Source organism: Psychrobacter aquimaris, assembly GCF_016107525.1.
Lineage (GTDB): Bacteria > Pseudomonadota > Gammaproteobacteria > Pseudomonadales > Moraxellaceae > Psychrobacter > Psychrobacter aquimaris.
Map to the genome: position 1 here is coordinate 1 of NZ_JABASR010000012.1, position 23,880 is coordinate 23,880.

Genomic DNA, 23,880 nt, shown 5'->3' on the forward strand with positions numbered 1-23,880 from the left:
CGTAGATGTCCTTGATGGTTTCGACAATCTCAGTAGTGGTTTGACCTTTGGCGTATGAGCGAGGATCAGCAAGTGTCTGGGAGACACTTGCCCGAAGCGCAAGACGTAAGGCTATGCCTGTAGTGAAATATGATTTTGTCATCAAGACCTGAAATACGGGTTTGATGCTTACTGACAAGTACAGGCTCAAAGCTACTGTCGCGGTCTCTGGGGGTGGAGATCTCAAGCTCGCCTGTGTCGCTACGGACTCTCTTTTTAGTGTGCCCATTGCGCTTATTAGGCCTGTCTGCCTTTTCATGCTTGGGGTAGCCGAGATGCTCTTCCATTTCTGCTTCTAGGGCAGTGTCGATGAAGGACTGCATGAGCTGCTTTTGAAAGTCTTTGATGTCATCGAAGCTTTTCATGCTGCTGGCCATTTGCTCAGCCAGTTTCTTGATGTCAGATTGGTTAGTCATTGCTTATTCTCCTGTTAGTGGATTATAAGCAGTTACACACTTTTTAGGAAAGGCTCTTATCTACTGCTTCAGTATCATCTTTAATAAGCTGATCATACATCTGTTCGATAGAATTGTTTATCATTTTCTGAGCGGTAAAGCCACTAAAGGCTATAAGTTTTTCTAACTTAGTCTGATTTTTCTTATATATTTTTATAATGCCATCGCCTTCTTCGTTTTTAGAGCTATAATTTTTTCGACCATCCCAAGCTTTTCTCATTTTGTATAACATATAGCTACGCTCAGAGTAACCTTTATTCTTTTCAGTTCCTATGTTAGGGCTTTCAATGTTTGATAGTGTGTCTAAATGGGCTAGTACCAGCTCATATTTCTCTTCAAAAGTCTCTGGGAAAAATACATCCTTGAGGATTATAGGCTGATCCTTGTCATTATCTATATAGCTATATACCCATTCAATTTGATTATGGTTAGCAACATCAAGCCATTTTAATTCTTTATCAGGTGTACGGCCTTTCAAATACGTGGATTTTATCGAGAGTAAATTCGAAACTTTCCAATCATCTATTATCTGTACTCTATTGAAATAACCAAATTCGTTATTTACATGGCTATTAAAATAAATAATGTTATATGGCAAAAAACTTGTAATTGCTGTTATTAGCTCATCCTTACCTTTAAAAGCTGAGTTTTTAAAAACATTATAGATAAGATTGGTGATAAAAAGTGAGCATCGTAGATCATTTTTAAACCAGTCAAGATAACTTTTTGGTAAAACCTTCGTTGCTCTAACATCCAATAACTCATTAAATTTATCAATGGGTGAACTCCAGGTTTTAAGCTCTTTGATCAATAAGTTTTTATAATCATCATTGTCATAATTTATATTTTCCCAACTTTTATTAAGTAAAATATTATACGTATATAGTAGGGATTTTGCATCCGTAACACTCATTTTATCTAATTCTTTGAAGTAATCTTCAATACGCTTAGTCCCAGATCTTATACTTTTTATGTACAAGTCTGACATAGTTCTCAAGTATTGAGAATTATGATACTCCATTGATCCTTGATCAAATGGATAGTGCTGGTTGTCAGGAAGCCTAGTTAATTGTCCATCCACCATGTCATTTCCTCATAAAAGATTATAGAAAAACACAATACAAAAACTAGTTTTTATAAGGTTTTACATTGTTTTTTTTATAGTTTATTTCTAGCAATAAATACATGCAGGCCTTGTTATTAGGCGATATAATTTACCTATAGTTAATATATACCAGCTTACAGTAAGAGTCTATATTTTTATTACGTATTAAACGATGGGCTGATTAGCTAAAGCGATGGATGTCGCGAGTCTATACTAAACTGGCGTAGACGAAGCCAAGCAACTATTGAGTTAGGATTTGCTAGAGATAATGATGAGCAGCTTTAATCGGAAGTGGTAGTTTAATAGCGAAAATATGCTTATCAAACCTAGTTCTAAGTCAGAGTAGATAGCTTTAAAAATTTGTGATATCCACCTGTTTCTAAAATATTATAGCGAAAAATTGTTCAGACTAATTGGTAGTGCCGTTCAGCTAACTCCACTTTAACCATTTGTCTTTAAAGTCCTATAATCCACTGCTACCTATCACCATAATTTCTAGAGCTCGCCTACACAAAGCTGCACTACGGCAGCTCGTCCTTAGTGGGTTATTTATATTATTATCTAAACACAGCAGCTACTTGTTCTACTGCTGAGGGCATAACTCTCAGCGACCATCATTATAAAAATACGGACTGATCCCACCCTATGAAACTAACTTCATAGGAATACCATAATGTCTTACTCACACCTAAACCAACCGCTAGCTGCTGCAAACGTCCATAGTCTTGTTACAGATATACTAGCGAACACTATCTGTTTTAATGAGGTCTTAAATAAACTGAACGGATTTTATTATCCGTTCATGACTCACTTCGATAGTGAGCTATTTTATTCACGGCCAGTCTTATCATTTTTTAGTAGCACTCAAGCGATCGTTGGTGATACTTATCCAGAAAACGTGATTTGGGATCATGATAAAACTCAGCGTTTTATCGACATGCTGCCATGCTATAAAAATGATATTGAAAATGAACGTAATGCGTTCATTTACCAAGAATCTCAAAATAAAAATAAACTAGGGTGCTATATTAATAATCTAATCAGGCATTATTCAAGACTGCTCTTTATACGTATCGACCTAAAATACGCAAAAGAAACCAGCCACCATGTGACCATTGAAGACTTCAATTATCACATGAGCAAGTTTCGAGAGCTTATCGGTAAAGCAAAAAACTGCAAGCCAAAGAGTTGCTTTGAGCATTTGCAAGGCAATGCTTGGGCTATTGAGCAAGGTGGGGAAGAAGGTGGGCTGCACTGTCATTTACTGCTTATGTATGATGGTTCAGAGCGACAGAATGATTGGTATATTGCTAAAGAGGTGGGTGAGAAATGGAAGGAGGTAACCGCTGGTCTAGGCGAATATTATAGCTACCATGATAAAGAACGTAAGCAGCAGTATAAGCAACATGACAAACTAGGTATCGGCATGATACATCAAAATAATCCTATTGAAGTTGAAAATGCTCTAGCTTCAGCTCTATACCTAACGAAGCCAAGCAAGAATGAGCAGCAACTTAAACTTTGGTTACCAAACATGCGTACCTTTGGTCATGGTATTTATCGTACAAAAAAACGTAGAGGCTTGCCTGAATAACAAAATATTTTTAGATATATAGTATTCCTATGAGATCAGTCAGGAAGCATCGCTCTCCTGACTGTTTAACCCCAAACTATCCTAATTAAAGGTCTGCTTAATCGCAGGCCTTTTTTATGCGCAATCGAAAAAGGAGCTATTCATGAGACCCATCTGCCCACACTGTCATTCAGCGAACGTCAGAAGCACTGCCGATACTGACAGTCCCTTTAATCTCTTCGAGCAACTGTGTTCACAATCTGCCCTATCAGGTCTTGGTGTAAGCATCTGTAGGTACTACAAAATCAATTCAGCAATCGGTGTAGTGGTAGGTACTGCACTGGCTTCTGCGATTAGCTTGGCTAAAGACAAGCTACAACAGCCACCCTTACTCGTTTTAGCAGCAAAGCCCAGTTATACCTGCAATACCTGCTCAAGAACTTTCAGCATTTAACCTATCTACATAACCCATAATTCTAATCAAATCTAAAAGGACAATGATCATGGCACATTTAATAGACACAATGGCATACGTTGGCGAAACCCCTTGGCATGGCTTAGGTAATGAGCTGGCTCCCAAGCAGCCTATCGAGATCTGGGCAAAGCAAGCGGGTATGGATTGGCGTATAGAATCCTCAGACGTTAGCTACATGGCAAACAATGACAAAGGTCACAATCTGATCCTGCCCTTTGCTGAGCAAAAGGTGTTGTACCGCTCTGATAACTTCGAGCCGTTATCGGTGGTCAGTCAACGCTATCAGGAAGTACAGCCGCGTGAGATTCTAGAGTTCTATCGTGATCTTACGGAACAGTCTGACTTTGAGCTTGAAACGGCAGGCATCTTAAAGGGCGGTCGTAAGCTATGGGCATTGGCTCGTACAGGCCAGTCAGCAACGCTCAAGGGTAAAGATGTCAGTAATGGCTACTTACTGCTTGCAACCGCTTGTGACGGCACGTTAGCGACTACTGCTCAGTTCACATCGATCCGTGTGGTCTGCAATAACACGCTAGCAATTAGCTTAGCGAATGGTTCAGGAGGCGTAGTAAAAGTACCGCACTCCACCTCCTTTGATGCCGATAAGGTTAAGCAGCAATTGGGCGTGTCGGTGAAACAATGGGATGAGCATAGCTATGAGATGAAGCAGTTATCAGAGCGCCGTGTGACCCAAGCAGAAGCAGCCAACTATCTTAGCCGTGTATTTAATGATCAGGACAATGACATCATTCTGTTTAACAGTGCTAAAAAAGAGAAAGACGCGGTGCCCAATGCCAAGGCGATGAATCAGGTGATGAACATGTTTAACGGTCAAGGTCGCGGAGCCGATCTTGATGCTGCCAAAGATACCGCTTACGGCTTGCTATGTAGTATCACTGAATACGTCGATCATGAACGCAGGGCGATGTCGAGAGACCATCGATTAGATGGCGCTTGGTTTGGCTCTGGCGCTAAGCTTAAACAAAAGGGTTTAGAAGAATCGCTACTGATGCTGGCTTAACCAGCCACATTTAAAACCTGAAAATACAATCAACCACGCCTTCGAGCGTGGTTTTTTATGCCGCTTATTTCATTTAATACCAATAATCAATTTATCGAAGGAGTTTGTCATGAACATGATCGCATTAAACAGCACTACTCAGCCGAGACAAACCAAACGTGCAACCGTTAGGCTTAAACCATCAGTAGTGAAAACCAAGCAAAATGATACTGCTGATAAACCTGCCCAATCTAATACTTCAAAGACTGCCAAGCGTTTAATTAATACTAAAGATTTAAGCCGTGAGGACTGGCTACAAGTACGCAAGCAAGGCATTGGCAGCTCTGACGCAGCAGCTGCTTGTGGTATTCATCCGTATCTCTCTATGCTGGAATTATGGATGATTAAGACAGGACGCATGAGCTCCGACATCGATGAGAGCATTGAGGGTTATTCACCCCTCTATTGGGGCAATACCTTAGAGCCGATGGTCGCTAAATACTATCAAGAACATACCGGCAATAAGGTACGCCGCGTGAATGCTATCTTACAGCATCCTGAGCAGCCATTCATGCTAGCAAATTTAGACTATGCCATTACTGGTAGTGGTGAGGTACAGATTTTAGAGTGCAAAACCGCTGGTGAACATGGTGCCAAGCTCTGGAAGCATGGCGTGCCGTTATACGTCACCTGCCAAGTGCAGCATCAGCTGGCGGTCACTGGTAAAACTGCGGCGCATATCTGCGTGCTGCTTTGTGGACACGAGGCTAAGATATACAAGGTTGAGCGGGATGAGCGCTTGATTGAGTCCATCATGGAGCATGAGCGTCTGTTCTGGCAATACGTGCAGACCGACACCCCACCAACGCCTGATCATTCAGAATCCGCAGCTCGAGCATTAAAGCAGCTTTATCCAACGCCCAAACCCTCAAGCAAGGTTGATCTACGAGATGACGATGGTGCCAATAAGTTATTTGAGCAACTGCTGAGTTATCGTGATTACATGCAAGAGTTAGAGCAGCGCCATGATCAGGTTAAGCACCAGCTGCAAACACTGATTGCCGATAATGAAGTCGCTGTGTTTGAAAAAGGCGCAATTTCTTGGAAGCGCTCGAAAGATAGTATCGGTCTGGATAGCAAAGCCGTTATCAAAGCGCATCCTGAGCTGTTAGCTAAATTTAGTAAAACCAAGCAAGGTAGTCGTCGCTTCGTCATCTTAAACGACTAAGCCGAAACCTACTACACTTAACCAAAACAAGCGCATAACTGCCCACCCTAATCGGTGGGCTTTTTTATGGCTAAACACATTTTATTAAACCCATAAGGAATATCACCATGATTAAAGGTCTAACCATAACCCCACCAGTTTTAGGTCGTATCAGTATTGGACGTGTCATTCAAAAAGATGGCAAGCGTTTGCCTGCTAAAGACGATCAATTCACTATCACCAGCCAAGTTCAAAATAAGGATGGCTGGATTAACCATCCACTCGATGAAAAGCTACGCGCAAATAATGACGGTAAGCTGAGACACATACCGGTACGCATGTTGTTTAACGATCCTGAGCTAAACCTGCGAGCTGAGTACACCTTGTTCGATAGACAAACCGGACGGCCACTATGCGTGGGTGACGGTGAGCAGTGTCAACGCCGTACAAACAATGGCGTGGAAACGTTGCTTTGCCCGTCACCTGATCGTTGCCCATTAGCGCAAGGCGGTGCTTGTAAGCCGTATGGCAGACTTTACGCAAATCTGAGTGAAGACGACGAGTTAGGCACGTTTATCTTTCGCACCACAGGCTTTAACAGTATTCGCACGCTTGCCGCACGGCTGAGCTACTTTGCTGCGGTATCAGGCAATAAGCTGTCCTGCTTACCACTGCAATTAACCCTAAGAGGCAAAAGCACCACGCAAAGCTATCGTACGCCGATTTACTTTGTGGATTTGACACTACGTGATGGGGTGACACTAAAGCAAGCAGTGCAAGATGCGCAGGCAATTGATGCGGAGCTTAGCGAACACGGCTTTGATCAAGCAGCGCTAGAAGAGGCTGCAAAACAGGGTTACGTCAATTCATCCTTTGAAATTGATAACGATGGCTTACTTGATGTGGCTGAAGAATTTTATCCCATGGAGACAGATGACGTAAGCAATAGCCAACAGGGGAGTTATCAGAACGGGTTAGCCACTCATAACGTGACTAGCATTGAGCAAGGGCTGCTGCAAAGCGTGACAGCTGTAAGCTAAAGAAATTGAGGAAGATATGCGGCGTAAATTAGTTAGGTTGAAACAAGCGATTTTAGGTCGCTTGTTTTATTTCTTATCGGTTTATTTTTAGTGGCTTAATACCTAGGTTAAGTCTTACAATGTGCTAGTTCTTCATAACGGCATATTAAAAACAGATTATTACTGTTTAACGTAAGGATAGCTAAAATGGATTTAGAAAAGACAATGGCATTAAGTAATTCAGTACAACTGTCTAAGAAAATATCTAAAAGAATTGCCAATCAGACTGAACGTTATTTACAGAGCTTTGGTGAAGATACGGTAACCACAAAACATCTTAAAAATGTATGGGATGATATTTGCTATAAGTTCCAAACAGAAGAATTTTGCGGCAAGGTTTACGAGTCCATGGTTGTAGAATATGTTGGTTCACTGGTCGATGCTCTAGAAGACTATGAATTTAATGCCCTCTACCTTCAAATTGAAAGCCTGCGTACGATCCTAGCTGATTCAGCTAAGAGTACGCCATCAGATATAGATGAACACAGTCTTATCAGCATGCGTTTTTTCAAAGATCGAGTTATTTTATATCTCATTGAAGAGTATATTTATAAACGGGCTAAAGGCTACACAAACAAAAGGCTTAGTAAAGCTCTAAATAGTTAAGATAGTCGTGTATGTAACTTATTATTAAAAGTATTTTTAACACAGAAAAAGGAGCTGATGATTCAGCTCCTTTTTATTAATCTATGCACAAGGTCTATCGGACGATATAAGTCTCATAAAAAAATACAGGACTCCCTGACTGTATGAGAACAGATGTTCCCATACAATAATTAGGAGATAATCATGGAAAATTCAAACGCAGCACAGCCAGCAATCGAGCAATGTAATCACATACCACAACTACTGAGTATCAAAGATGTTGGTAGCTATACCGGTCTTAGTCGTTCTACGATTTATGAGATGGTTAATGAAAATTCTGATCGTTATGACCCAACATTTCCTAAGAAGGTACAACTAACACAGGTAAGGGTAGTGTGGGTAGCGAGTGAGATCGCAGAATGGATTAATACAAAAATAGCTGATAGGTTTTGCTGATAGGCAGTGGTAAAAAATAAGCCACTAACAGTGGCTTATTTTTTTGTTTAGGGTTGTTGTCCATCTACCAGTCATTAAGTACAAGCGTTAGCATATTCCGTTTCTGTTAAGTCTGGGTTACGACAGTCTTCCGATGCATTATAACCATCTTTAAAACGTGAACGTTCTTTAATGAATTTACGTAAAGAACCCTCTTCACTACCATCGAGTGTAAAATCATTGAGTAAGTCTATCATTTCTTGTGAGGTTTCAAGATCATTGTCAACTAGATAATCGATGTGTGCCGCTTGAGCAGGTGTTAGGGGCCCTGTTATTTCTTTGTAGTCAACTCTTGTAGCATTATTACGGGAAGCCTCATCACCCGATCTATCAGTAGTAATCTCACTTACTTCTGATAGGGATTCAGTACCAGCATCGTGTTGTTCACGTAATTGTGTAGCACGTAGATCTTGGAGTACATCATCAGTGCAAACTCCGTCAGTGTTTTCTTCGCAAATAATGATGCCATCTGAATTATACTGAAGTTTGCTTACTGTTTCTGTTACTTCCTGAGAGGATACCGAGTCTACTGCTTCCTCGGATAGTATTTTGTCACTTGAATTATTACCTGCGTTAGACTCACAGCCAACTAAAAAAGCAAGAGCAATAGTACATCCCAACAAAACACTTTTCATTATTATAATCCTTTTCCGATGTGTCTTTTAAATATCAGAATTGAAGTCAGTTTCAATAGTTAAATATAACTAACGTTATAAATAAGATTACTTAATACATTATCTATTACCATTTTTCGACTCTAAGTAATAGAGCACTGATAAGCCTTGAGCAAAAATGCGTTCATCAGCCTTACTTGCCGCACCACCTCTATAAAAAACTGCTTCACCCGCTTCTGCTAAATGATAGGTGTCTGTAAAATAACCACCTTTCCATAAACCATAGCCATCACCGTCTTTTGCTTGTTTCTTAGTTTCACAGTCTGCACCATAAGACGTTTTAAGACAGTTTGGAGTAGATTGCCATTGCTTAGATAAAGCATAAAAAGCATTACAATCTTGGTTTCCCTTACAACGTTGTACTTTCGGAGCAAGCTTAGAATTTTTATAGTATTTATTTATGGTGGCTACGTCCGCATGGCTAACTGAGAACATAGCAGCGCAACTGATTCCAATAGCGATTTTTAAAAGACTGTTTCTCATAATAGTTTCCTTTTTTGTTTTTAAAAAATAATCTATTCATCCGTATAGCTAACAAGTAGGCTATAAGCTTGTTAGCCGTTATTGATTATAATTGTATTTAGGTTTTCAATTGTCGAGTATTAAAAAATACTGCTCATCAATCTACATTCTTAGAGACATAAATTCAGTCTCACCATAAACGGACATGTTCTTTACCAGTAGATGCGTTGTCAATAATCAGCCCACGAGATAGATCAAGACACCAGCCTTCTTGGCATTGCTCTGTTGTTCTGAGACTAAATCCTCCAAGTTCTTTAGTTTCTAAGTTTCCCAGCTCGAAGCTATCCATACTGACATAACGGCTCGTATCATTATCTGGCCACTTAATGGTCATAAGCGGTAAATTTTCATTAGATCCATAGATTTGTTTAAGTACAGGGTGAATATTAGATTTAACGTAGGAGTGTTTAACTAAACACTTTTTACTGGCTGTCTTACCTTTGTAAGCGCAATTAAAATAAGCTTCACCTTTATCTAATTTCATAAAATCTTTAATAGTTGGTCCAGCTTGTGCTTGAGTTACTATTGAACATACAGCTAAACATGCAACATACGAGAGTAACTTCATTGTTTGTCCTACAAACTGATTTTTATCAAAAGAGCATTATATATTAAAGAACAAAATTTTACTCTATAAGAAAACGTCAGAGGGAAATAAATATACAACGATAAAAGCTCTCTTAAATATCTAAGATTATAGGATAACGTTGGGCTACAAAATAGTGTAATAGCAAACAGATAAAGCTATACTTTGAAACTAGGAATATGCAAGTCATCAGATTGATTTTCAGCAGTATAATATTTAGGTCTAATAGAACCATAAAAATAGTCTTTTCAATAAAAAGACTATTTACAGACTATTTTCAAATAAAAAAACCATATAAATCAATAATTTAATCCTGTCTCTAGAGATTGAGTAAAAAGACTTTTCTAGTAATTAGTCTTATCTATTACCAACTGCATTAAAAATTCTAGCAAATTATATAAGAGTCAAAACGTATAGTTTTACTGATTTATACGCTTACCTGAACACGCATATCTTCCGTATCTTCACAGTATTTTATCCTAAGCTCTTTAAAGCTCACCTGACCATTTTGGATAGCTTGCTTGATGATTTTCTGTCGTTGGTTTAGCCTCGCATTTCCTGTTTTAACTTCTGCAATAATGAGATGCACGTCCTCGATAGGCACGTTGCCATCAGCGCATTCGTGCAAGTTTTGGAAAATGACGTAGTCAATCGGTTCACCCATAAATCGGCAGTCCGAAGGGTTGTAAGGAAAATCAGTGATAAAGGGTGTGAACTGCTCACCAATTTGACCTTTTAGTACATTGCGCTGCATATTGTTGGAACGCTTTTGAGCCTCCTTAATGTCTTTCGCTAATTGCTGTTGAAAGCCTGATTCTCTTTCAAGCATATCGTTCCTAATTTGCGCAACATCTCGTTCACTCTGTAGCAAGGCCTTATTTTGTAATTGTATCCGCTGTATAGCCCATATAAGCATGGCTAACATCAGCAGTATTATAATTAGTAAAGTAGTAGTGACTGTCATAGCTTTATTCTCCGTATTTTCAAATAGAAACATATTTAAGCAGTAGGGGTCATGTCCATTTCTTGCAGTCGCTGAAAGACAGTGTCTGAAAACGGCTTGAAGTAATTCCATGACTTATATTTTTGATTGTACTGACCACCGCCTTCGTTACGCCATTGCTTTAGTTTCTCAATGACATCATGGTTGTAGGTCACACACTTAATAGATACCATGCCTGAATTGAAAACTCTGACATCTACCCAAGCATGGTTGATGGTAAAGCGATAGATCGTATAGCCTTTATCAAAGCTTCCGTTGCTATTCTCATCAGTACTGCTCTGGCAATTATAAAGAGGCTCAGGTAATGGTGTAGGGGCTACTGGTATTGATAATAAGTTAGGTGATGGGAATATCCACTGCTTATTAGTGACGCAGTCTAAAATATGATCCTTTGCTTCCTCACTTGGCAACTCAATACCTTGCGTAATGATTTCTCTCAAATCGATCTCAACGGTCTTAATACCTAATTGCTTAATAAAATCCGCTTTATCGGTATCGATGAAAGAAGCCACAGCAACTTCAATAAACATCATTTCCCCGTCAACCGTTGCGACTATATCAGGCCGAATACAGCCAACAGCTTGTTCCTCGATTAACTGATCAAATTCCCAAGTTTTATCCTCGCTATTTTCGTCGTCAGGCAGTGATGGCAGTGTTAAATATCTCTCTTCCATAATGACTTGTTTAGCAAACTTGTGTAGGATACTTTCAGGATGAATAGTGCAGCTTTCCTTATTATTAAGATGCGCAAAATGATGCTCATTCTTCTCACCTTTACGAGCCACAACAGGCTCACCACATTCAAAGCAAAAACACATACAAGCCAGCCCTCGCTCGACTTGCTTAACATTGACGATTTGCTTTTTCTCATTAACAGCGATTGACATTGACATAGTTACCATCCTCTTGTTAGTTAGTTAGGAGTGAGGTGACTATGAGGTGGAATTGAATTTTAAAACAGCTAGCTATTAGGGCTTTAACCGGTACACTTCTATGAAAAACAAGCACTTAATAGTCTTTGGTGAGTTGCATGATCAGCTGTTAAACTATCCTCGTGATACCCTTTGGGATAAGTATTTACAGATTATCGTCAATGAGCAGCTGAGAAAAATTGAATATTCAGATGAGGGGTTTGAGCCTGAGAAACTGTCAAGGCAACAGATATATGCTAAAGCAAAAAATGTTGATGAAAAAAGAGTGGACAGTCAACTTGCTAAAAATGCAGTCAAAATATCCAAGCTTGAACTCACGCTGGCAGCATTTATTGAGGATCAACCGGATTGTAAAAGAGCATTTATAAACCTAGGATATAAGCCGATCATTGTCACTTCAGCATCAGGGGGTGGGTCAAAGAATAAAACATTGATATGGATGGATATTGAGGTTGTCGAAAATGAGGATGTGGTGCAGGAACGGATAGATGAGTCTGCTGCTGTAGAGTCTGATGAGGAGGTTGATGATACTGAAGATGTAAGTATTGTTACTTACGAGCGTAAAGCTACTTCTAATATTAAGCTATCTTTACTTGTTCGGCTTTTCTTCAAAAAAGGTGAGCTGAAGATGCTGAGTGTGAGCGGAATATTACTTATGTTATTACTGATGTTTAATGCATTGTTAGATGTTTTTATTGTCATATACTCAATATTAGTCCTTTTATTATTAAGTGATTTACCCAGCTTTAAGCTTTGGCAAGCTATGGTTTTTATAGTATTTATTCCTGTGGCTTATCTTAACTGGCGATATTTTCTTATGCCGTTACAGTCGTTGCCTCAACATCGCGTGATTAAAGCACCTATGTTCTTTGCTAATATTAATGATGATAATGCTGATATTGAAATGTACCGAAATAAAGATAAGCTCAACATAGTAAGGGTTACAGAGTTCACTGCGGTCTGTCCAATTTGCTCTGGAGTAATAGAGCTGGCTAATGGCAGACCTGATCAAAAGCCGCCCCTAGTAGGGCGCTGTAAGGAAGCCCCTCATGCACATGTCTATAGCTTTGATCGGATGACGATGAGAGGGTACTTTTTAGGTGTGCCGAATTATTCAATATTTACAAACTAAATTCTTTACATATATTTTGCCTCAAAAAAGGCCACCTTAACATCTTGAAAGGTGGCTTAGTTTTTATTACGTCATGGGTACTTTACCCAACGAGCTTTAACAATTCATCAAAGCTATCAATCACACCGTATTTTACAGCTTGATCTGTAAGGCTGTTGTCCTCACTGGCTTTTAAGTTTAATGCATCAAAGAAACGTTTAGCACTTTCTATCCGATACTTTTCTTTTTCACGTAAGTCAGCGTCTATCATTGAGCCTTTTGTTTCAGCCACAAAATAAATATGACGCACTTTGCCTTCGTTGAAAGCAATGGCCCAGTCAGGATTGTAGTCACCTACAGGGGTCGGTATTTTGAATCTATCAGGCAGCTTGGCATATACTGCCACATCGTCAATGGCACCTTCTAGCTCCTGAGCAAACCGTCTCTCAATGCTTGAGTCCGTCGCTACATAGTCAAAGACATGTCGGCTCACTTTCAGCGAGTCACTAGGGATTTTTTGATTGGACACAAAAATCTCATTAAGCGGGTAGGTCTGTTCGGTCGTATAGTAGGTAAGCCCTTGGATGACCATTCTGATACGTGCTTCGTTGATAAGGCGAGCGACTTCACGGATAAAGGCTTCAGGGTTGTTTTTGAACTGCGCAAAAATTGCGTTATTAATGCCTTTCAGAATAGCCACGGTACTACGACGGGTAAGATCCGTCTGTTCACTCAGTGAACCTATCAAGTCATACTTGACTTGTGAACGTACAGAGACATTCGTTGATTCAGTCGAGGTAGTAGGGTTGCTAAACGACTGCCTAGCGGTCAGTTCTTCATGAGTGATAGTATCGCGCTGAGTGGATTGAGCGAGCTTATAGCTAAGTGATTCTACAAAGTTGTTATTCCTTTGCTTTGCTGCTGCTTCAACGGATTGAATGCTCTGCGCTATAAGTTTTTCACTATCGATTTTAATCTCAAATACTGCCTTGTGATTAATCCGATTCCATAACTCTAAGAATTCTTTTCTCTTAAAATTATTCTCATTGATAGGATTGAGTGTTGTCTTGTTATCATTCTCGGTCATACCTTCAAGGTCTTTGGGATTAAAGATACCGCCGATTAGTTTTACTATTTGATTTGTTAAAGGTACAAGTGCCTCTGGTAGCGGTGCTAAGCTGTCATTATTGACGGCTTCATGATAGTTGTCAGTGATATGTTTATCAAAATCTATGTAATCATTTTTAATAAGATAATGGACAATCATATCAGCGTCACGCTCGCTTACCTCATGCTTGCTACCATTATCTAGCGTTAGTACTTTATTATAAAAATAGTCTTTGGTTGCCTTTGTGGGGCGACTAGACAAGGCTGCTGCCAGTTCTTTTTGCAAGTTAGTCACAAAGTCGGTGTAGCTTTCATTAGTGACTACAGTAAGATTGTTTATAAGATGAATATCACCTTTGGATAAATGGTTGGCATCCATACGCATACCGTCTTTGCGTACTGCCAAACGTAGACCACGACCTACTTCTTGACGGCGAGAAATGGTGTTTTCTGAATGTTTTAAGGTACAAATGACAAATACGTTAGGGTTATCCCAGCCTTCTCTTAGCGCAGAATGTGAGAATATAAAGCGAACATTTTTCTTATGACGAGTCTCTTCTGAGTCATGTGGCTCAGGGAATGACAGCAATGATTCTTTATCTTTTAAAATAAGATCGTAAGCATCGATATCATCGGTCAAGCTGACTTTACCGCCCAGCTCTTCGTCATCAAACTTCTTAGTTGTAGGATCAATCATCTGTTGGCTTTTTTTATCGACTGAAAAGTAGCCATTATGAGTGCGATCGACGTCAATTTCATTTAGATAGTTAAGATAAGCATCGTTTTCTATATTTAGACCTACCATTTCATCGACTAGCTGCCGATATTGCTCAGCGAATATTTGCGCATACTGTCCGTCAATACGATTGCCTTGTTCATCGTATTGACGGTATTTTGCTACCTCGTCGATAAAGAATAAGCTCAGTACCTTTATATCTTGATTAAAGAGTACCCGTTCTTTTTCTAAGTGAGCGCGTATGGTCTCTCTTATCTGAATGGTGCGCATTAGCTGCTCATCAATTTGACCCAGTGCCTCACCAACATGAATTTTTATACCATTAGTAAAAGTCAAAGACTGATCGCGAGCGTCTATTTCAGCGACGACGTAACGGTCTTTGTACTGTGTGGCTTGGTTGGATAGTGTGTATAGATCACTACCTTTTTTAACACGACGGACACGACGCTTGACGCCTGACTTGGTTTTTTCTTCTATATCAAGCCTGGCAGTAGGGTCGGATGAAGACACTTCTATATCTTGTAGATACAAGTAGCTATGAGCGCCAGACAATCCTTTGACTTCAACCCCTTTGACGGTAATCTTTTTAACCAGCTTTTGATTGTAGGCATCTAGCGCGTCCAAGCGATAAACCAGATTGTAATCACGCTTATGTGTCGCTGAATAACGCATGATGAATAAAGGATTAAAATAACTCAGGCTCTCTAACGTGTTCTTAGACTGCATTTTCTGAGGTTCATCCAGAATAAGGATAGGGCGGTTGCGACGTATCACATCAATAGGGCGACGTGAGCCAAAGTCATCCATTTCAGCATAAATCTTACGGGCGGCTTTATTGTTAGCGCCTTGCTTTATGGTATTAAAAGCTTGAACGTTAATTATCATTGCATTAACGCTAGCGTCTGAGCTAAAGGTTTCAAGCTCATGTAATTGGTCAGAGTTATAAATAAACGATCTGGGCTTTTTGCCATAAATCTCTTGAAAGTGGTTAGCCGTCATCTCAAAAGTTTTTGCCACGCCTTCACGGATAGCAATGCTAGGTACGACGATAATAAACTTTGACCATCCATAACGCTTATTCAGCTCCATCATAGAGCGGATATAGCAGTAGGTCTTGCCCGTACCCGTTTCCATCTCAATGTTTAGGTTGATAGCACTAGTGGTTAGGTTCTGTCCTTTACCACCTTTAGTAGAGGTGTCATCCGTGATTAGCTCAGATGACTGTGGTAAGCCTTGGCTTGCCTGCACACGTTTTATGTTCTCTAATACTTTTGAGGGGTCGTCAATAGGCGCATTGGCATAGCCAATATGTAGCTCATCGAATAATGAGGATTGCACAGTGCTAGCCAGCTCATCCTCAGTAAATAAGGATAAGTTTTCGCCTTTTGGCTCAGGTAATAGGTTTTGCTTACCTTGGTCAATAGTATATCGCTGCGCAATCTCTTTGGGTTGTCCGATAAAGCAATCTGCAACCGCATTAACCGAGTCAAGCTGGTATTGAAGCTCTTTAAATTCAATTTTCATGACTGAGCTCCTTAGATGAATTTCACTTGCGTATCAGGTGACAGTTGAGCAAAACGTGCTTTAATATTGGTTTTGTCTTGATCTTGAGCGATTGCCAATTCGCTTGAGACAAATTTTAGCGGCTGATCTCTGGCGATTTCATCGATCAGTTCAGTGCTTAAGGTATCAAAGCATGCTACTAAGCTGTTGATCCCTACGTAGTAAACGCTAACGCCTTGGATACTCTTGACTTCGATAGGCAGTGATAACGGCAAGCCCCAATCGAGCATGACTTGGAATAATAAGTCTTCACCTGAGCGGTCTTCTTTGATATGCGACTCAAGATTGGCTAAGGTAGCTTGGTCATAGCTGTCAGGTGTGTAGTACACATCCTTCATATTGGTGCTGTCGATTTTAAGTACGCGAAAGCCGATATCGAGGTTTTCGATACCGTCTTTATCTTGGTTATCTTCTACGATTTTCTTGCCTGCTCGGCGGATGCGTTCTTTGGATACTTCAGAAATATTAGTTTTAAAGTTATTATCTATACAGAACTGATAAGCCTCTTTTTGTTTGTTTGGATCAATAACCTCATCAAGCTGAACCATAATGAATTTATAATTACTTTGTTGTTCAGCGTTTACTTTCATTACTGCATGGGCAGTAGTGGAAGAGCCAGCAAAGAAGTCCATAACTATATCTTTTGGATTTGTAATATTTATTAGATGCTCTAAAAGCTTCACGGACTTTGGAAAAGAAAATACATTCTCTGGCATTATACTTTCAAATTCTTTACGACCTAGCGTTGTACCACCTTTATTAATAATCGATTGACTGAAAACTTTACGTCTATGATCTGTGGGAATGATTAAGCGCGGTTGTCTATCTCCATCACTGCCCCAGTAAATTAAATCATCTTCTAACAGTTTTTCAATGTCATCATTGTTGAATTTCCAATGTTTATACCATTTTTTACCATTAGGCGAGGTCAACTCCATCCAGTTCGGATGACCTTCTTTAATGTTGCTCTCATTAACAGCTAAGTTAGCCGTTTGAAACTCATTCTCACGACCTTCTAGTGGTTCGGATACTCTATCGAAAAATACTTGTGTCTTGTTTTTATAGCATACTAAAATATAATCATGTATTACTCTAAATCTCAACGTCTTTTTTAGGGTGCCCGATGAACCCTCTGCTTCCTTATTCCAGATTAGACATTCAACATTGTCAGCACCATAAACTTCTTTGCAAATCTTAATTAAATTATCGACTTCATAATCATTGATGCTGATAAAACATACACCATCATCTTTGAGTAAGTTTTTTGATATTTTTAAGCGACTATACATCATCGTCAGCCAATCAGAATGAAAGCGACCGTTGCTTTCGGTATTGGTGATCAAACGATTGCCTTCTTCATCGAGTTGCTTTGAACGCGCTAAAAAGTCAGTTGTATCCTCGCTAAAGTCATCTTCATAGACAAAGTCATTTCCCGTGTTATAGGGCGGGTCAATATAGATCATTTTGACCTGACCGAGATAGCTTTCTTGCAATAGCTTTAACGCCTCTAAGTTATCGCCTTCTATAAATAGATTTTCAGTTGTATCAAAGTTGACGCTCTCATCCCGCGCTGGACGTAGGGTTTTGGCAATAGGTGAGTTGGCTTCTAATATAGCCTGACGCTTACCGGGCCAGTCTAACCGATAGCGTTCTTGCCCGCCCTCAACCAACGACTGTGACAGCTCTTGACGTAATAAATCAAAATCTACTGCTTTTTTTAACTTACCGTTTTCATCCTCTGACTCAGTGATACAGTTAGGAAATAGCGCCATAATTTTTTGTACATTGACATCAACTAGATTAGGGCTGTGCATACTGAGAGTGTCGCTATTGTTTTCGTTTGCTTGAACGGAGTTGGTCATCGAGGTATTCCTAAATTTATTGAAGATGATTCAAGTGTGACAATTATTTATAGGGGTTATTTATTAATGAGCTGATTAAGCTCATTTTTTAGCTTATGTAGGCGCATATTGAGTTCTACCTTGCGGTTGAATTGAGGTTCTTTATTGACTTTTTTTTGCAGTTGCTCAACTTGTTTGGTCAGGCTCTCTACTTGCTGCACATGCTTGAGCTTATCTTCTATACCCATTTTGGTACTTATAGAGACGGTAGCTGTCGGCTTCAGCTCTGCTTTTGCAACGTTACTCACTTCAGTAGAAGGCGTGTCACCCTCAATGGTCTCTGGCTTAATATGTTGACTAGGTGGCTTTGGCGTATCAGTAAGCGTGTCAGTCACGGCATCATTAGTAATAACAGGCAGCAACTGCTCAATTAGATGGGTATATAGGTCAGTCAGATTAAGTATCAGTGGCAAAGGCTTGCGCTGATCATCAGCTAGCCATTGTGAGCTATAATATTTGTTGAGTACAACCTTTGTTTTGTCTGCTTGGCTAACCCGCTTATAAGTAGCAATGACCTTAATCCGATCGTTATAGACAACTTCAAAAATAACTGGAGTAGGGATGAGCTTATCAATGTACTTGATAATGCTTAAGTCTATATCAGCAGTGCGAGCGACAATTCTAAATATCTGCACTTCTTGAAGCAGAGTATCAGTTTGAATATTTAGCGAGCCAGCAGAGAGCTTATATGCCCAAGTGATTTTTGCCACTTCATCGATAAACTTTTGCTTAAGCTTACTGTTAGCAGCGCCTTGCTCATAGAGCTTGTTTTTGGGTATGGATCTATCAACGGCAGCTGATTGAGGGTATTGGTATAAAATCATAATTCGCTAGCAGTTCTTATATGTTGAGCATTGTTTGAAGTTAGCTCTTCTACCACAACAAACCCAATAAGTTCAAAGTCATTGAGCTCTTTTATGTCGTTTTTTAAAGCGGTAGTCGTCATGCCGCTGAATAGGCTATCGATATCTTTGTCAGCTTTAACTTCCTTAATGGCTTCTATAGCTAAGTCTAGTAGTAAGCTATAGTGACTCATATCTTGACCGTCAGCGGTGCGCTTATTAAACGTCTTACATACTTCTAATATGGGCTCAGGCTGACCACGGCAAGCCTGCCGTGCCAAGCTAAGCAAATGCTTCGCTTGAGTATAGTCCGCTATGATTTTGCCATCGTTATCAATATACATGAGATAATAAGGGTAGAGCTGGTTTGTTTTCTCACCGTCAGTTTTATTGTTTGTACGACCATTAACTTCAGAAGTTTGGCGTGCTTTCAGAGCAAAAATAACGCCAGCAGGTAGTCCCAATCTGTTATTGGCAGGAACGACGGCATGTAGTCCATTAGGTAATCGCTTCAAGTTAGGATTTGCTTCTATATAGCTAAGCAAGTCCATTCGAAAGTCGTTGAGGCCTAAATCAGTAATAGATACGCCTGTATTGGCGTCTTCTAAATCTAGGACTTCAGTCTGCATACGTTTTAGCTGTTCATGGCGGTAAGCAATATCATTAGCTTTAGCGCTAAGTACGTTATCATCGCCTGTGCTAGCCATGTCTACGATAATCATTCGATTCTCGACGCGCTCACGCAGATTAATATACTCATCTAGACTGATATCAGGCCAATAGTTCACCAGTTGAATTTTATCGTTGCTAGAGCCAATTCGGTCTATCCGCCCAAAGCGCTGAATGATGCGCACAGGATTCCAGTGAATATCATAATTGATAAGATAATCGCAGTCTTGTAAGTTTTGCCCTTCAGAAATACAGTCGGTAGCTATTAGGATATCTATCTCTCTAGTTTCGTCAGGAAAGATATCATCTTTCTGTTTAGATCTAGGCGAGAAAAGTGTCAATAACCCTTGCATGTCGTAGCCCTTGCGGCTGCCAACCATACTCTTAATGGTAGTATGATTTTCACTACCAGTGATTTTAGCAGTATGTAAATTGAAATCATGCAATAGCTCTGGAGCTATATGCTCGTATAAATAGTTAGCAGTATCCGCAAAAGCAGTGAATATAAGTACTTTTTGGTTGCCAGGGTTTATAGGATTATTAATTTTATCGATAAGGTGTTTTTTGAGGTGTTGAAGCTTATGATCACGCTCTGGCGTGACCGTACTAATAGTGGCGATTAGTCGTCTGACAACAGCGTAGTCTGCCTCCAAATCTGTGTGCCACTTTAATATATCCATGTCATCAAGATGAACCTTAAGCTTGCCACCCACCCAATCATTAGGATTAACTGACTCATCAAGCCCTTCATCATAGGCGTCGTCATCGTATCCTGTACTAATATCTATAGATAATAGATCATTACTTTTTCGAGCCTGATACTCAGCGATGCTAGATAAGGCTTGCTCCAAGCGATTTTTTAAGTTGTGCAATGTTAAACGAAACGCATGAACAGAGCTCTCTAAACGTTTGAGTAAGTTGACCGTCATCAAGGCTTGTAAGCTTTTTTCTCGATCTTGTTGTTTAAAGCGTCCTTTACCTTCAACCTCAGTATCATATAAGTCTTCATATTTTTCTAAAGCGCTAGGAAATATATACGTGAGCGGTGCATACACAACCATTCTAATTGAGGCTAGCTCTTTGTAAATCTGATTGAAGGCAATACTATTGTCTTCAGTAATGGCACAGCGATATGAAAGGGGCGTTAAGCGTGTCGGGAATTGTCCAACTTCTTCAGTATCATAGAAGCGCTGAATATGCTTACGTGAACGTGCAATAGTGACGCTATCTAATAGTTTAAAAAAGTCAAAATCGAGCATATCTAATATGGCTTTAGTGGTGCGATTCTCTAATGGCAGTTTTGACCAGTTATTGAAACTTGCCTGAGCATTTCGGAATATAGTGTCAATATCTCGCTTAGTATCGAGCTTATCATCTAGATTCTTACTATCTCCTTCGTATGCTAATGCTAACTGATTTTTCAAATCATTGAAGCGGTTGTTTACTGGCGTAGCTGAAAGCATCAGTACTTTAGTTTTCACACCTTGTTGTATGACTTGCTCCATCAAGCGATCATAGCGAGTCTTCTTATCTTTGAAGTTCTCGCGGTTACGAAAGTTGTGCGATTCATCAATAACTACTAAATCATAGTTGCCCCAATTGATTTTCGCTAAGTCTATCCCTAGGGTTTCACCGCTATTTCTAGATAGGTCGGTATGAAAAAGCACATCGTAATTGAAACGATCTTTAGCAAAAATATTGGTGGTCAAATTGGCGTTATAGTTAGTCCAGTTGGCACCAAGCTTTTTAGGACAAAGTACCAAGACACTTTTATTGCGCAGCTCGTAGTATTTGACTACGGCAAGTGCAGTGAACGTCTTACCTAAACCAACGCTGTCAGCTAGGATACAACCGTTATAGGTTTCAAGTTTATTGATAATGCCTACGGCTGCATCAGTTTGGAAGTTATAAAGCTTTTGCCAAATCAACGTATCATGATAGCCTGTTAGGTCGTTAGGCATAACGTCTTCATTTAGGTCTTCAAGAAACTCTTTAAAAACATTATAGAGTATTAGAAAGTATATACGCTCAGGATCATTCTCTTGATATACCGACTCAATATGGCGAACAATCTCGTCAGTAATGTCAGTCACTTTTTGCTGATCCTGCCATATTTGATTAAATAAATTCAGGTAGGGTAGCGCATAGTCTGAATCAAACCGATTAACCATGTTTGAGACAGCGTCGCCTTTTTCATAGCCAAGTCCAACAGGAGTAAAGCCTTGGATAGGCATGTAAGTAAATAATGATGCATTGTCTTTAACGCATACAAACTCTTGCATGGGTGAATTGGTAGTATTTGACTTAAAAACAGCTTTTTTACGTATCCATTCGGCACATTCTTTAGCAATAGCTTTTTGAGTCAGTTTGTTCCTGAGATGAATCTCAAACTCAGTACCATATAGGCTGTCCTCTCTATTAAACTTAGGAATAATAAACTCACGCTTTTCTTTCTTGAACTTATCAGTGACATCATTAGGTACAAAGGTGGGAGAGGTAAATAAAAACTGCATCCCATCGATATTCTTAAGCTCTTGCTTTAACGCAGCATAAGCATAAATAGAAAAAAATGAGGCGGCTATCTGTAGCTTAGAGCCAGCATGCAGGTTTTCCTTTATGTCATCGCCAAATCTGTGGTTCAAGTTGTCTATAAGTTTCATAATTCAGCTTTTAATTGGGTGATGAATTGGTAGAGCAAGAGCTATTATTGTTACTATAAATATGACTACCTTATTCCAAGATCACCATGGCAGTTTCTAGGTATCAATTGAATAGAATTGTTATCAAAACTAAGTTTTTAATAGATAGTATATTGCTCAATAATCTTTCAAATTTTAGTCTTAAACTTTATTGCTAAGCAACTCAAGTACTTTATCCTCTCCAAGTTGATCAATCAATGCTTGCAGCTGCGCGGTAGAGTCAGCTTTGGTTTGCGCATCCGCTCTAAACTCTGCTGTATCTCTGCCTTCTCGCAAAGCATCTAAACAATCAGCCCACTTCTGCATCATATCACTACGATCATCAATGTACTCAAATCGACCATATGCCGTGCCATTAGGATCTTTGGTTGTATGTCCCAAAGCCATCTCAACAAGCACGAGAGGATACTTTAATTGCTCCTGTAAGATGGTTTTCGCTGTAGCTCTAAAGCCGTGAGCACAATGAATGTCTTTGTAGCCCAAATCTTTTAAACGCTTATTCGCTGTCGCATCAGAGATGATCTGATGCTTTTTTGCTGTTTCACTGTAGAAGACAAACTTAGTATGACCATTGATTTGCTGCTGCGCGCGTAAAATAGCTACTGCTTGACGAGGTAGGGGCACGACCATGTCCTTGACCATGTTTACCTTGCCTTGGCCTTTTAAAGGCTTTAACCGCCACCTACCAGCCTCTAGATCTAAGTCAGCCCAGCGCATACGGCGTAGATCACCATTACGCACAAAGAGTAATGCTAATAGCCTAAGGGAGTTGATAGTGTTTGGATCACCTTCTATAGTCTCGATATCACGTAGTAGCTTAGCTAAATCTTTAGGCTTAGTGATGGCAGGACGATGACCATAGCTAGACTTAGCCAATTGGCTTTTAATTAATGCCGCAGGATTGCTGCTACAAAAGCCACGCGCACCCGCATAGACGAATACATCACTAGCGATACCTGCACAGCGCTCAGCCTTATCTGTGGGCTTGCCAGCTTTGTTTAATGAGTTGGCTTGAATGTCTAGTAACACTTCAAGCATTCTAGGTGAGCCAATTTCACTAATGGGCTCATTACCTATGTAGGAGCATATAAGCTCCAAGCGACCCTTCTTACGAATTAAAGTATTACCTTTTTGAGTTTGTTCAAGAGTATTGAAGTACTCCCAAGCAAAGTGATTAAAACAATGTTTATTTTTACTAATAAGAGTTTGTTTTATTTCTTCACGATGAAGTTTTGGGTCAATACCTTTGCTTAGTAGGTCTTCATATTCGCGCCAAACTTCACAGGCACGAGCATACGAGATACTCGGATATATACCGATGGAGATAATACTTTGTTTGGGGTTTGAAGGTGGGTAATAGCGATACATCCATGATTTGGTTTCAGTAGGACGCACCATTAAGAAGAGTTTGGGATGATTTTTGACAGCAACGAAGTACTTCTTATCTTCAGGTTTATGACTGCTAATGCTTCGGTCTGAACTGATCGCTTTTCTTTCCATATACTAGGTCTCCATGAGTAGA

Annotated in this window: 19 protein-coding genes and 1 pseudogene; 8 read left to right on the forward strand and 12 right to left on the reverse strand. The window is 39.8% G+C overall.

Features of this window, described 5'->3' with window-relative positions; translation table 11 throughout:
* Positions 1 to 455: pseudogene (locus JFC10_RS11095) on the reverse strand (transposase); the annotation flags it as partial.
* Positions 456 to 498: 43 nt separating this feature from the next.
* Positions 499 to 1,578, reverse strand: coding sequence for a hypothetical protein (locus JFC10_RS11100; RefSeq protein ID WP_068034977.1), 1,080 nt, complete (start codon positions 1,576 to 1,578; stop codon positions 499 to 501).
* A 694-nt stretch (positions 1,579 to 2,272) separates the two neighbouring features.
* Here JFC10_RS11100 and JFC10_RS11105 point away from each other — a divergent pair.
* The 7 genes from JFC10_RS11105 (at position 2,273) to JFC10_RS11135 (ending at position 7,974) form a co-directional block, all read left to right on the forward strand.
* The gene (locus JFC10_RS11105) at positions 2,273 to 3,193 is read left to right on the forward strand and encodes a YagK/YfjJ domain-containing protein (protein WP_068034978.1); all 921 of its coding nucleotides are present in this window, start codon (positions 2,273 to 2,275) and stop codon (positions 3,191 to 3,193) included.
* 142 nt (positions 3,194 to 3,335) lie between these two features.
* Positions 3,336 to 3,626 (forward strand): hypothetical protein, encoded by a 291-nt coding sequence (locus JFC10_RS11110; RefSeq protein WP_082787166.1) that lies wholly within the window; start codon positions 3,336 to 3,338, stop codon positions 3,624 to 3,626.
* A 49-nt stretch (positions 3,627 to 3,675) separates the two neighbouring features.
* The gene (locus JFC10_RS11115) at positions 3,676 to 4,668 is read left to right on the forward strand and encodes a DUF932 domain-containing protein (protein WP_068034979.1); all 993 of its coding nucleotides are present in this window, start codon (positions 3,676 to 3,678) and stop codon (positions 4,666 to 4,668) included.
* Positions 4,669 to 4,777: 109 nt separating this feature from the next.
* A complete protein-coding gene (locus JFC10_RS11120) occupies positions 4,778 to 5,875 on the forward strand; it encodes a YqaJ viral recombinase family nuclease (RefSeq protein WP_068326692.1) in 1,098 nt (365 codons plus the stop codon).
* A 107-nt stretch (positions 5,876 to 5,982) separates the two neighbouring features.
* Positions 5,983 to 6,894, forward strand: a complete 912-nt coding sequence (locus JFC10_RS11125; protein WP_101204331.1) for a recombination directionality factor — start codon at positions 5,983 to 5,985, stop codon at positions 6,892 to 6,894.
* Between the two features lie 186 nt (positions 6,895 to 7,080).
* On the forward strand, positions 7,081 to 7,539 hold the full coding sequence (locus JFC10_RS11130; RefSeq protein WP_198332859.1) for a hypothetical protein: 459 nt from the start codon (positions 7,081 to 7,083) through the stop codon (positions 7,537 to 7,539).
* Between the two features lie 183 nt (positions 7,540 to 7,722).
* Positions 7,723 to 7,974, forward strand: coding sequence for a helix-turn-helix transcriptional regulator (locus tag JFC10_RS11135; RefSeq protein WP_227685826.1), 252 nt, complete (start codon positions 7,723 to 7,725; stop codon positions 7,972 to 7,974).
* Positions 7,975 to 8,048: 74 nt separating this feature from the next.
* Here the strand turns inward: JFC10_RS11135 and JFC10_RS11140 are convergent, their stop codons facing one another.
* The 5 genes from JFC10_RS11140 to JFC10_RS11160 all read right to left on the reverse strand — a co-directional run bounded on the left by JFC10_RS11140 (position 8,049) and on the right by JFC10_RS11160 (position 11,691).
* The gene (locus JFC10_RS11140; protein WP_198332860.1) at positions 8,049 to 8,648 is read right to left on the reverse strand and encodes a hypothetical protein; all 600 of its coding nucleotides are present in this window, start codon (positions 8,646 to 8,648) and stop codon (positions 8,049 to 8,051) included.
* Positions 8,649 to 8,747: 99 nt separating this feature from the next.
* A complete protein-coding gene (locus JFC10_RS11145) occupies positions 8,748 to 9,170 on the reverse strand; it encodes a hypothetical protein (protein ID WP_198332861.1) in 423 nt (140 codons plus the stop codon).
* Between the two features lie 169 nt (positions 9,171 to 9,339).
* On the reverse strand, positions 9,340 to 9,777 hold the full coding sequence (locus tag JFC10_RS11150) for a hypothetical protein (RefSeq protein WP_198332862.1): 438 nt from the start codon (positions 9,775 to 9,777) through the stop codon (positions 9,340 to 9,342).
* 445 nt (positions 9,778 to 10,222) lie between these two features.
* The gene (locus tag JFC10_RS11155) at positions 10,223 to 10,870 is read right to left on the reverse strand and encodes a Holliday junction resolvase-like protein (protein ID WP_320157973.1); all 648 of its coding nucleotides are present in this window, start codon (positions 10,868 to 10,870) and stop codon (positions 10,223 to 10,225) included.
* On the reverse strand, positions 10,795 to 11,691 hold the full coding sequence (locus JFC10_RS11160) for a competence protein CoiA family protein (protein ID WP_198332864.1): 897 nt from the start codon (positions 11,689 to 11,691) through the stop codon (positions 10,795 to 10,797). The genes JFC10_RS11155 and JFC10_RS11160 overlap by 76 nt, the downstream gene beginning before the upstream one ends.
* A 100-nt stretch (positions 11,692 to 11,791) precedes the next feature.
* Here JFC10_RS11160 and JFC10_RS11165 point away from each other — a divergent pair, with 100 nt between their 5' ends.
* Positions 11,792 to 12,862: a hypothetical protein gene (locus tag JFC10_RS11165; RefSeq protein WP_198332865.1), complete on the forward strand. Its 1,071-nt coding sequence runs from the start codon at positions 11,792 to 11,794 to the stop codon at positions 12,860 to 12,862.
* Positions 12,863 to 12,944: 82 nt separating this feature from the next.
* Here the strand turns inward: JFC10_RS11165 and JFC10_RS11170 are convergent, their stop codons facing one another.
* The 5 genes from JFC10_RS11170 to JFC10_RS11190 all read right to left on the reverse strand — a co-directional run bounded on the left by JFC10_RS11170 (position 12,945) and on the right by JFC10_RS11190 (position 23,858).
* Complete coding sequence (locus tag JFC10_RS11170; protein ID WP_198332866.1) at positions 12,945 to 16,208, reverse strand: restriction endonuclease; 3,264 nt, start codon at positions 16,206 to 16,208, stop codon at positions 12,945 to 12,947.
* Between the two features lie 11 nt (positions 16,209 to 16,219).
* Positions 16,220 to 18,109 (reverse strand): site-specific DNA-methyltransferase, encoded by a 1,890-nt coding sequence (locus JFC10_RS11175; RefSeq protein WP_227685827.1) that lies wholly within the window; start codon positions 18,107 to 18,109, stop codon positions 16,220 to 16,222.
* A gap of 56 nt (positions 18,110 to 18,165) precedes the next feature.
* Entirely contained in the window at positions 18,166 to 18,972 is an 807-nt protein-coding gene (locus JFC10_RS11180) for a DUF4391 domain-containing protein (RefSeq protein WP_198332867.1), read from the reverse strand.
* Positions 18,969 to 22,319, reverse strand: coding sequence for a helicase-related protein (locus JFC10_RS11185; RefSeq protein ID WP_198332868.1), 3,351 nt, complete (start codon positions 22,317 to 22,319; stop codon positions 18,969 to 18,971). Before JFC10_RS11185 ends, JFC10_RS11180 begins: the two co-directional genes overlap by 4 nt.
* 180 nt (positions 22,320 to 22,499) lie before the next feature.
* Positions 22,500 to 23,858: a tyrosine-type recombinase/integrase gene (locus JFC10_RS11190; RefSeq protein WP_198332869.1), complete on the reverse strand. Its 1,359-nt coding sequence runs from the start codon at positions 23,856 to 23,858 to the stop codon at positions 22,500 to 22,502.
* Positions 23,859 to 23,880: the final 22 nt, after the last annotated feature.

Coding starts and splice junctions, on each gene's coding strand:
- JFC10_RS11130 (WP_198332859.1), top strand. CDS start 7,081: ATGGATTTAGAAAAGACAATGGCATTAAGTAATTCAGTACAACTGTCT.
- JFC10_RS11185 (WP_198332868.1), bottom strand. CDS start 22,319: ATGAAACTTATAGACAACTTGAACCACAGATTTGGCGATGACATAAAG.
- JFC10_RS11180 (WP_198332867.1), bottom strand. CDS start 18,972: ATGATTTTATACCAATACCCTCAATCAGCTGCCGTTGATAGATCCATA.
- JFC10_RS11105 (WP_068034978.1), top strand. CDS start 2,273: ATGTCTTACTCACACCTAAACCAACCGCTAGCTGCTGCAAACGTCCAT.
- JFC10_RS11125 (WP_101204331.1), top strand. CDS start 5,983: ATGATTAAAGGTCTAACCATAACCCCACCAGTTTTAGGTCGTATCAGT.
- JFC10_RS11140 (WP_198332860.1), bottom strand. CDS start 8,648: ATGAAAAGTGTTTTGTTGGGATGTACTATTGCTCTTGCTTTTTTAGTT.
- JFC10_RS11160 (WP_198332864.1), bottom strand. CDS start 11,691: ATGTCAATGTCAATCGCTGTTAATGAGAAAAAGCAAATCGTCAATGTT.
- JFC10_RS11165 (WP_198332865.1), top strand. CDS start 11,792: ATGAAAAACAAGCACTTAATAGTCTTTGGTGAGTTGCATGATCAGCTG.
- JFC10_RS11190 (WP_198332869.1), bottom strand. CDS start 23,858: ATGGAAAGAAAAGCGATCAGTTCAGACCGAAGCATTAGCAGTCATAAA.
- JFC10_RS11150 (WP_198332862.1), bottom strand. CDS start 9,777: ATGAAGTTACTCTCGTATGTTGCATGTTTAGCTGTATGTTCAATAGTA.
- JFC10_RS11145 (WP_198332861.1), bottom strand. CDS start 9,170: ATGAGAAACAGTCTTTTAAAAATCGCTATTGGAATCAGTTGCGCTGCT.
- JFC10_RS11170 (WP_198332866.1), bottom strand. CDS start 16,208: ATGAAAATTGAATTTAAAGAGCTTCAATACCAGCTTGACTCGGTTAAT.
- JFC10_RS11175 (WP_227685827.1), bottom strand. CDS start 18,109: ATGACCAACTCCGTTCAAGCAAACGAAAACAATAGCGACACTCTCAGT.
- JFC10_RS11155 (WP_320157973.1), bottom strand. CDS start 10,870: ATGGAATTACTTCAAGCCGTTTTCAGACACTGTCTTTCAGCGACTGCA.
- JFC10_RS11115 (WP_068034979.1), top strand. CDS start 3,676: ATGGCACATTTAATAGACACAATGGCATACGTTGGCGAAACCCCTTGG.
- JFC10_RS11100 (WP_068034977.1), bottom strand. CDS start 1,578: ATGGTGGATGGACAATTAACTAGGCTTCCTGACAACCAGCACTATCCA.
- JFC10_RS11110 (WP_082787166.1), top strand. CDS start 3,336: ATGAGACCCATCTGCCCACACTGTCATTCAGCGAACGTCAGAAGCACT.
- JFC10_RS11135 (WP_227685826.1), top strand. CDS start 7,723: ATGGAAAATTCAAACGCAGCACAGCCAGCAATCGAGCAATGTAATCAC.
- JFC10_RS11120 (WP_068326692.1), top strand. CDS start 4,778: ATGAACATGATCGCATTAAACAGCACTACTCAGCCGAGACAAACCAAA.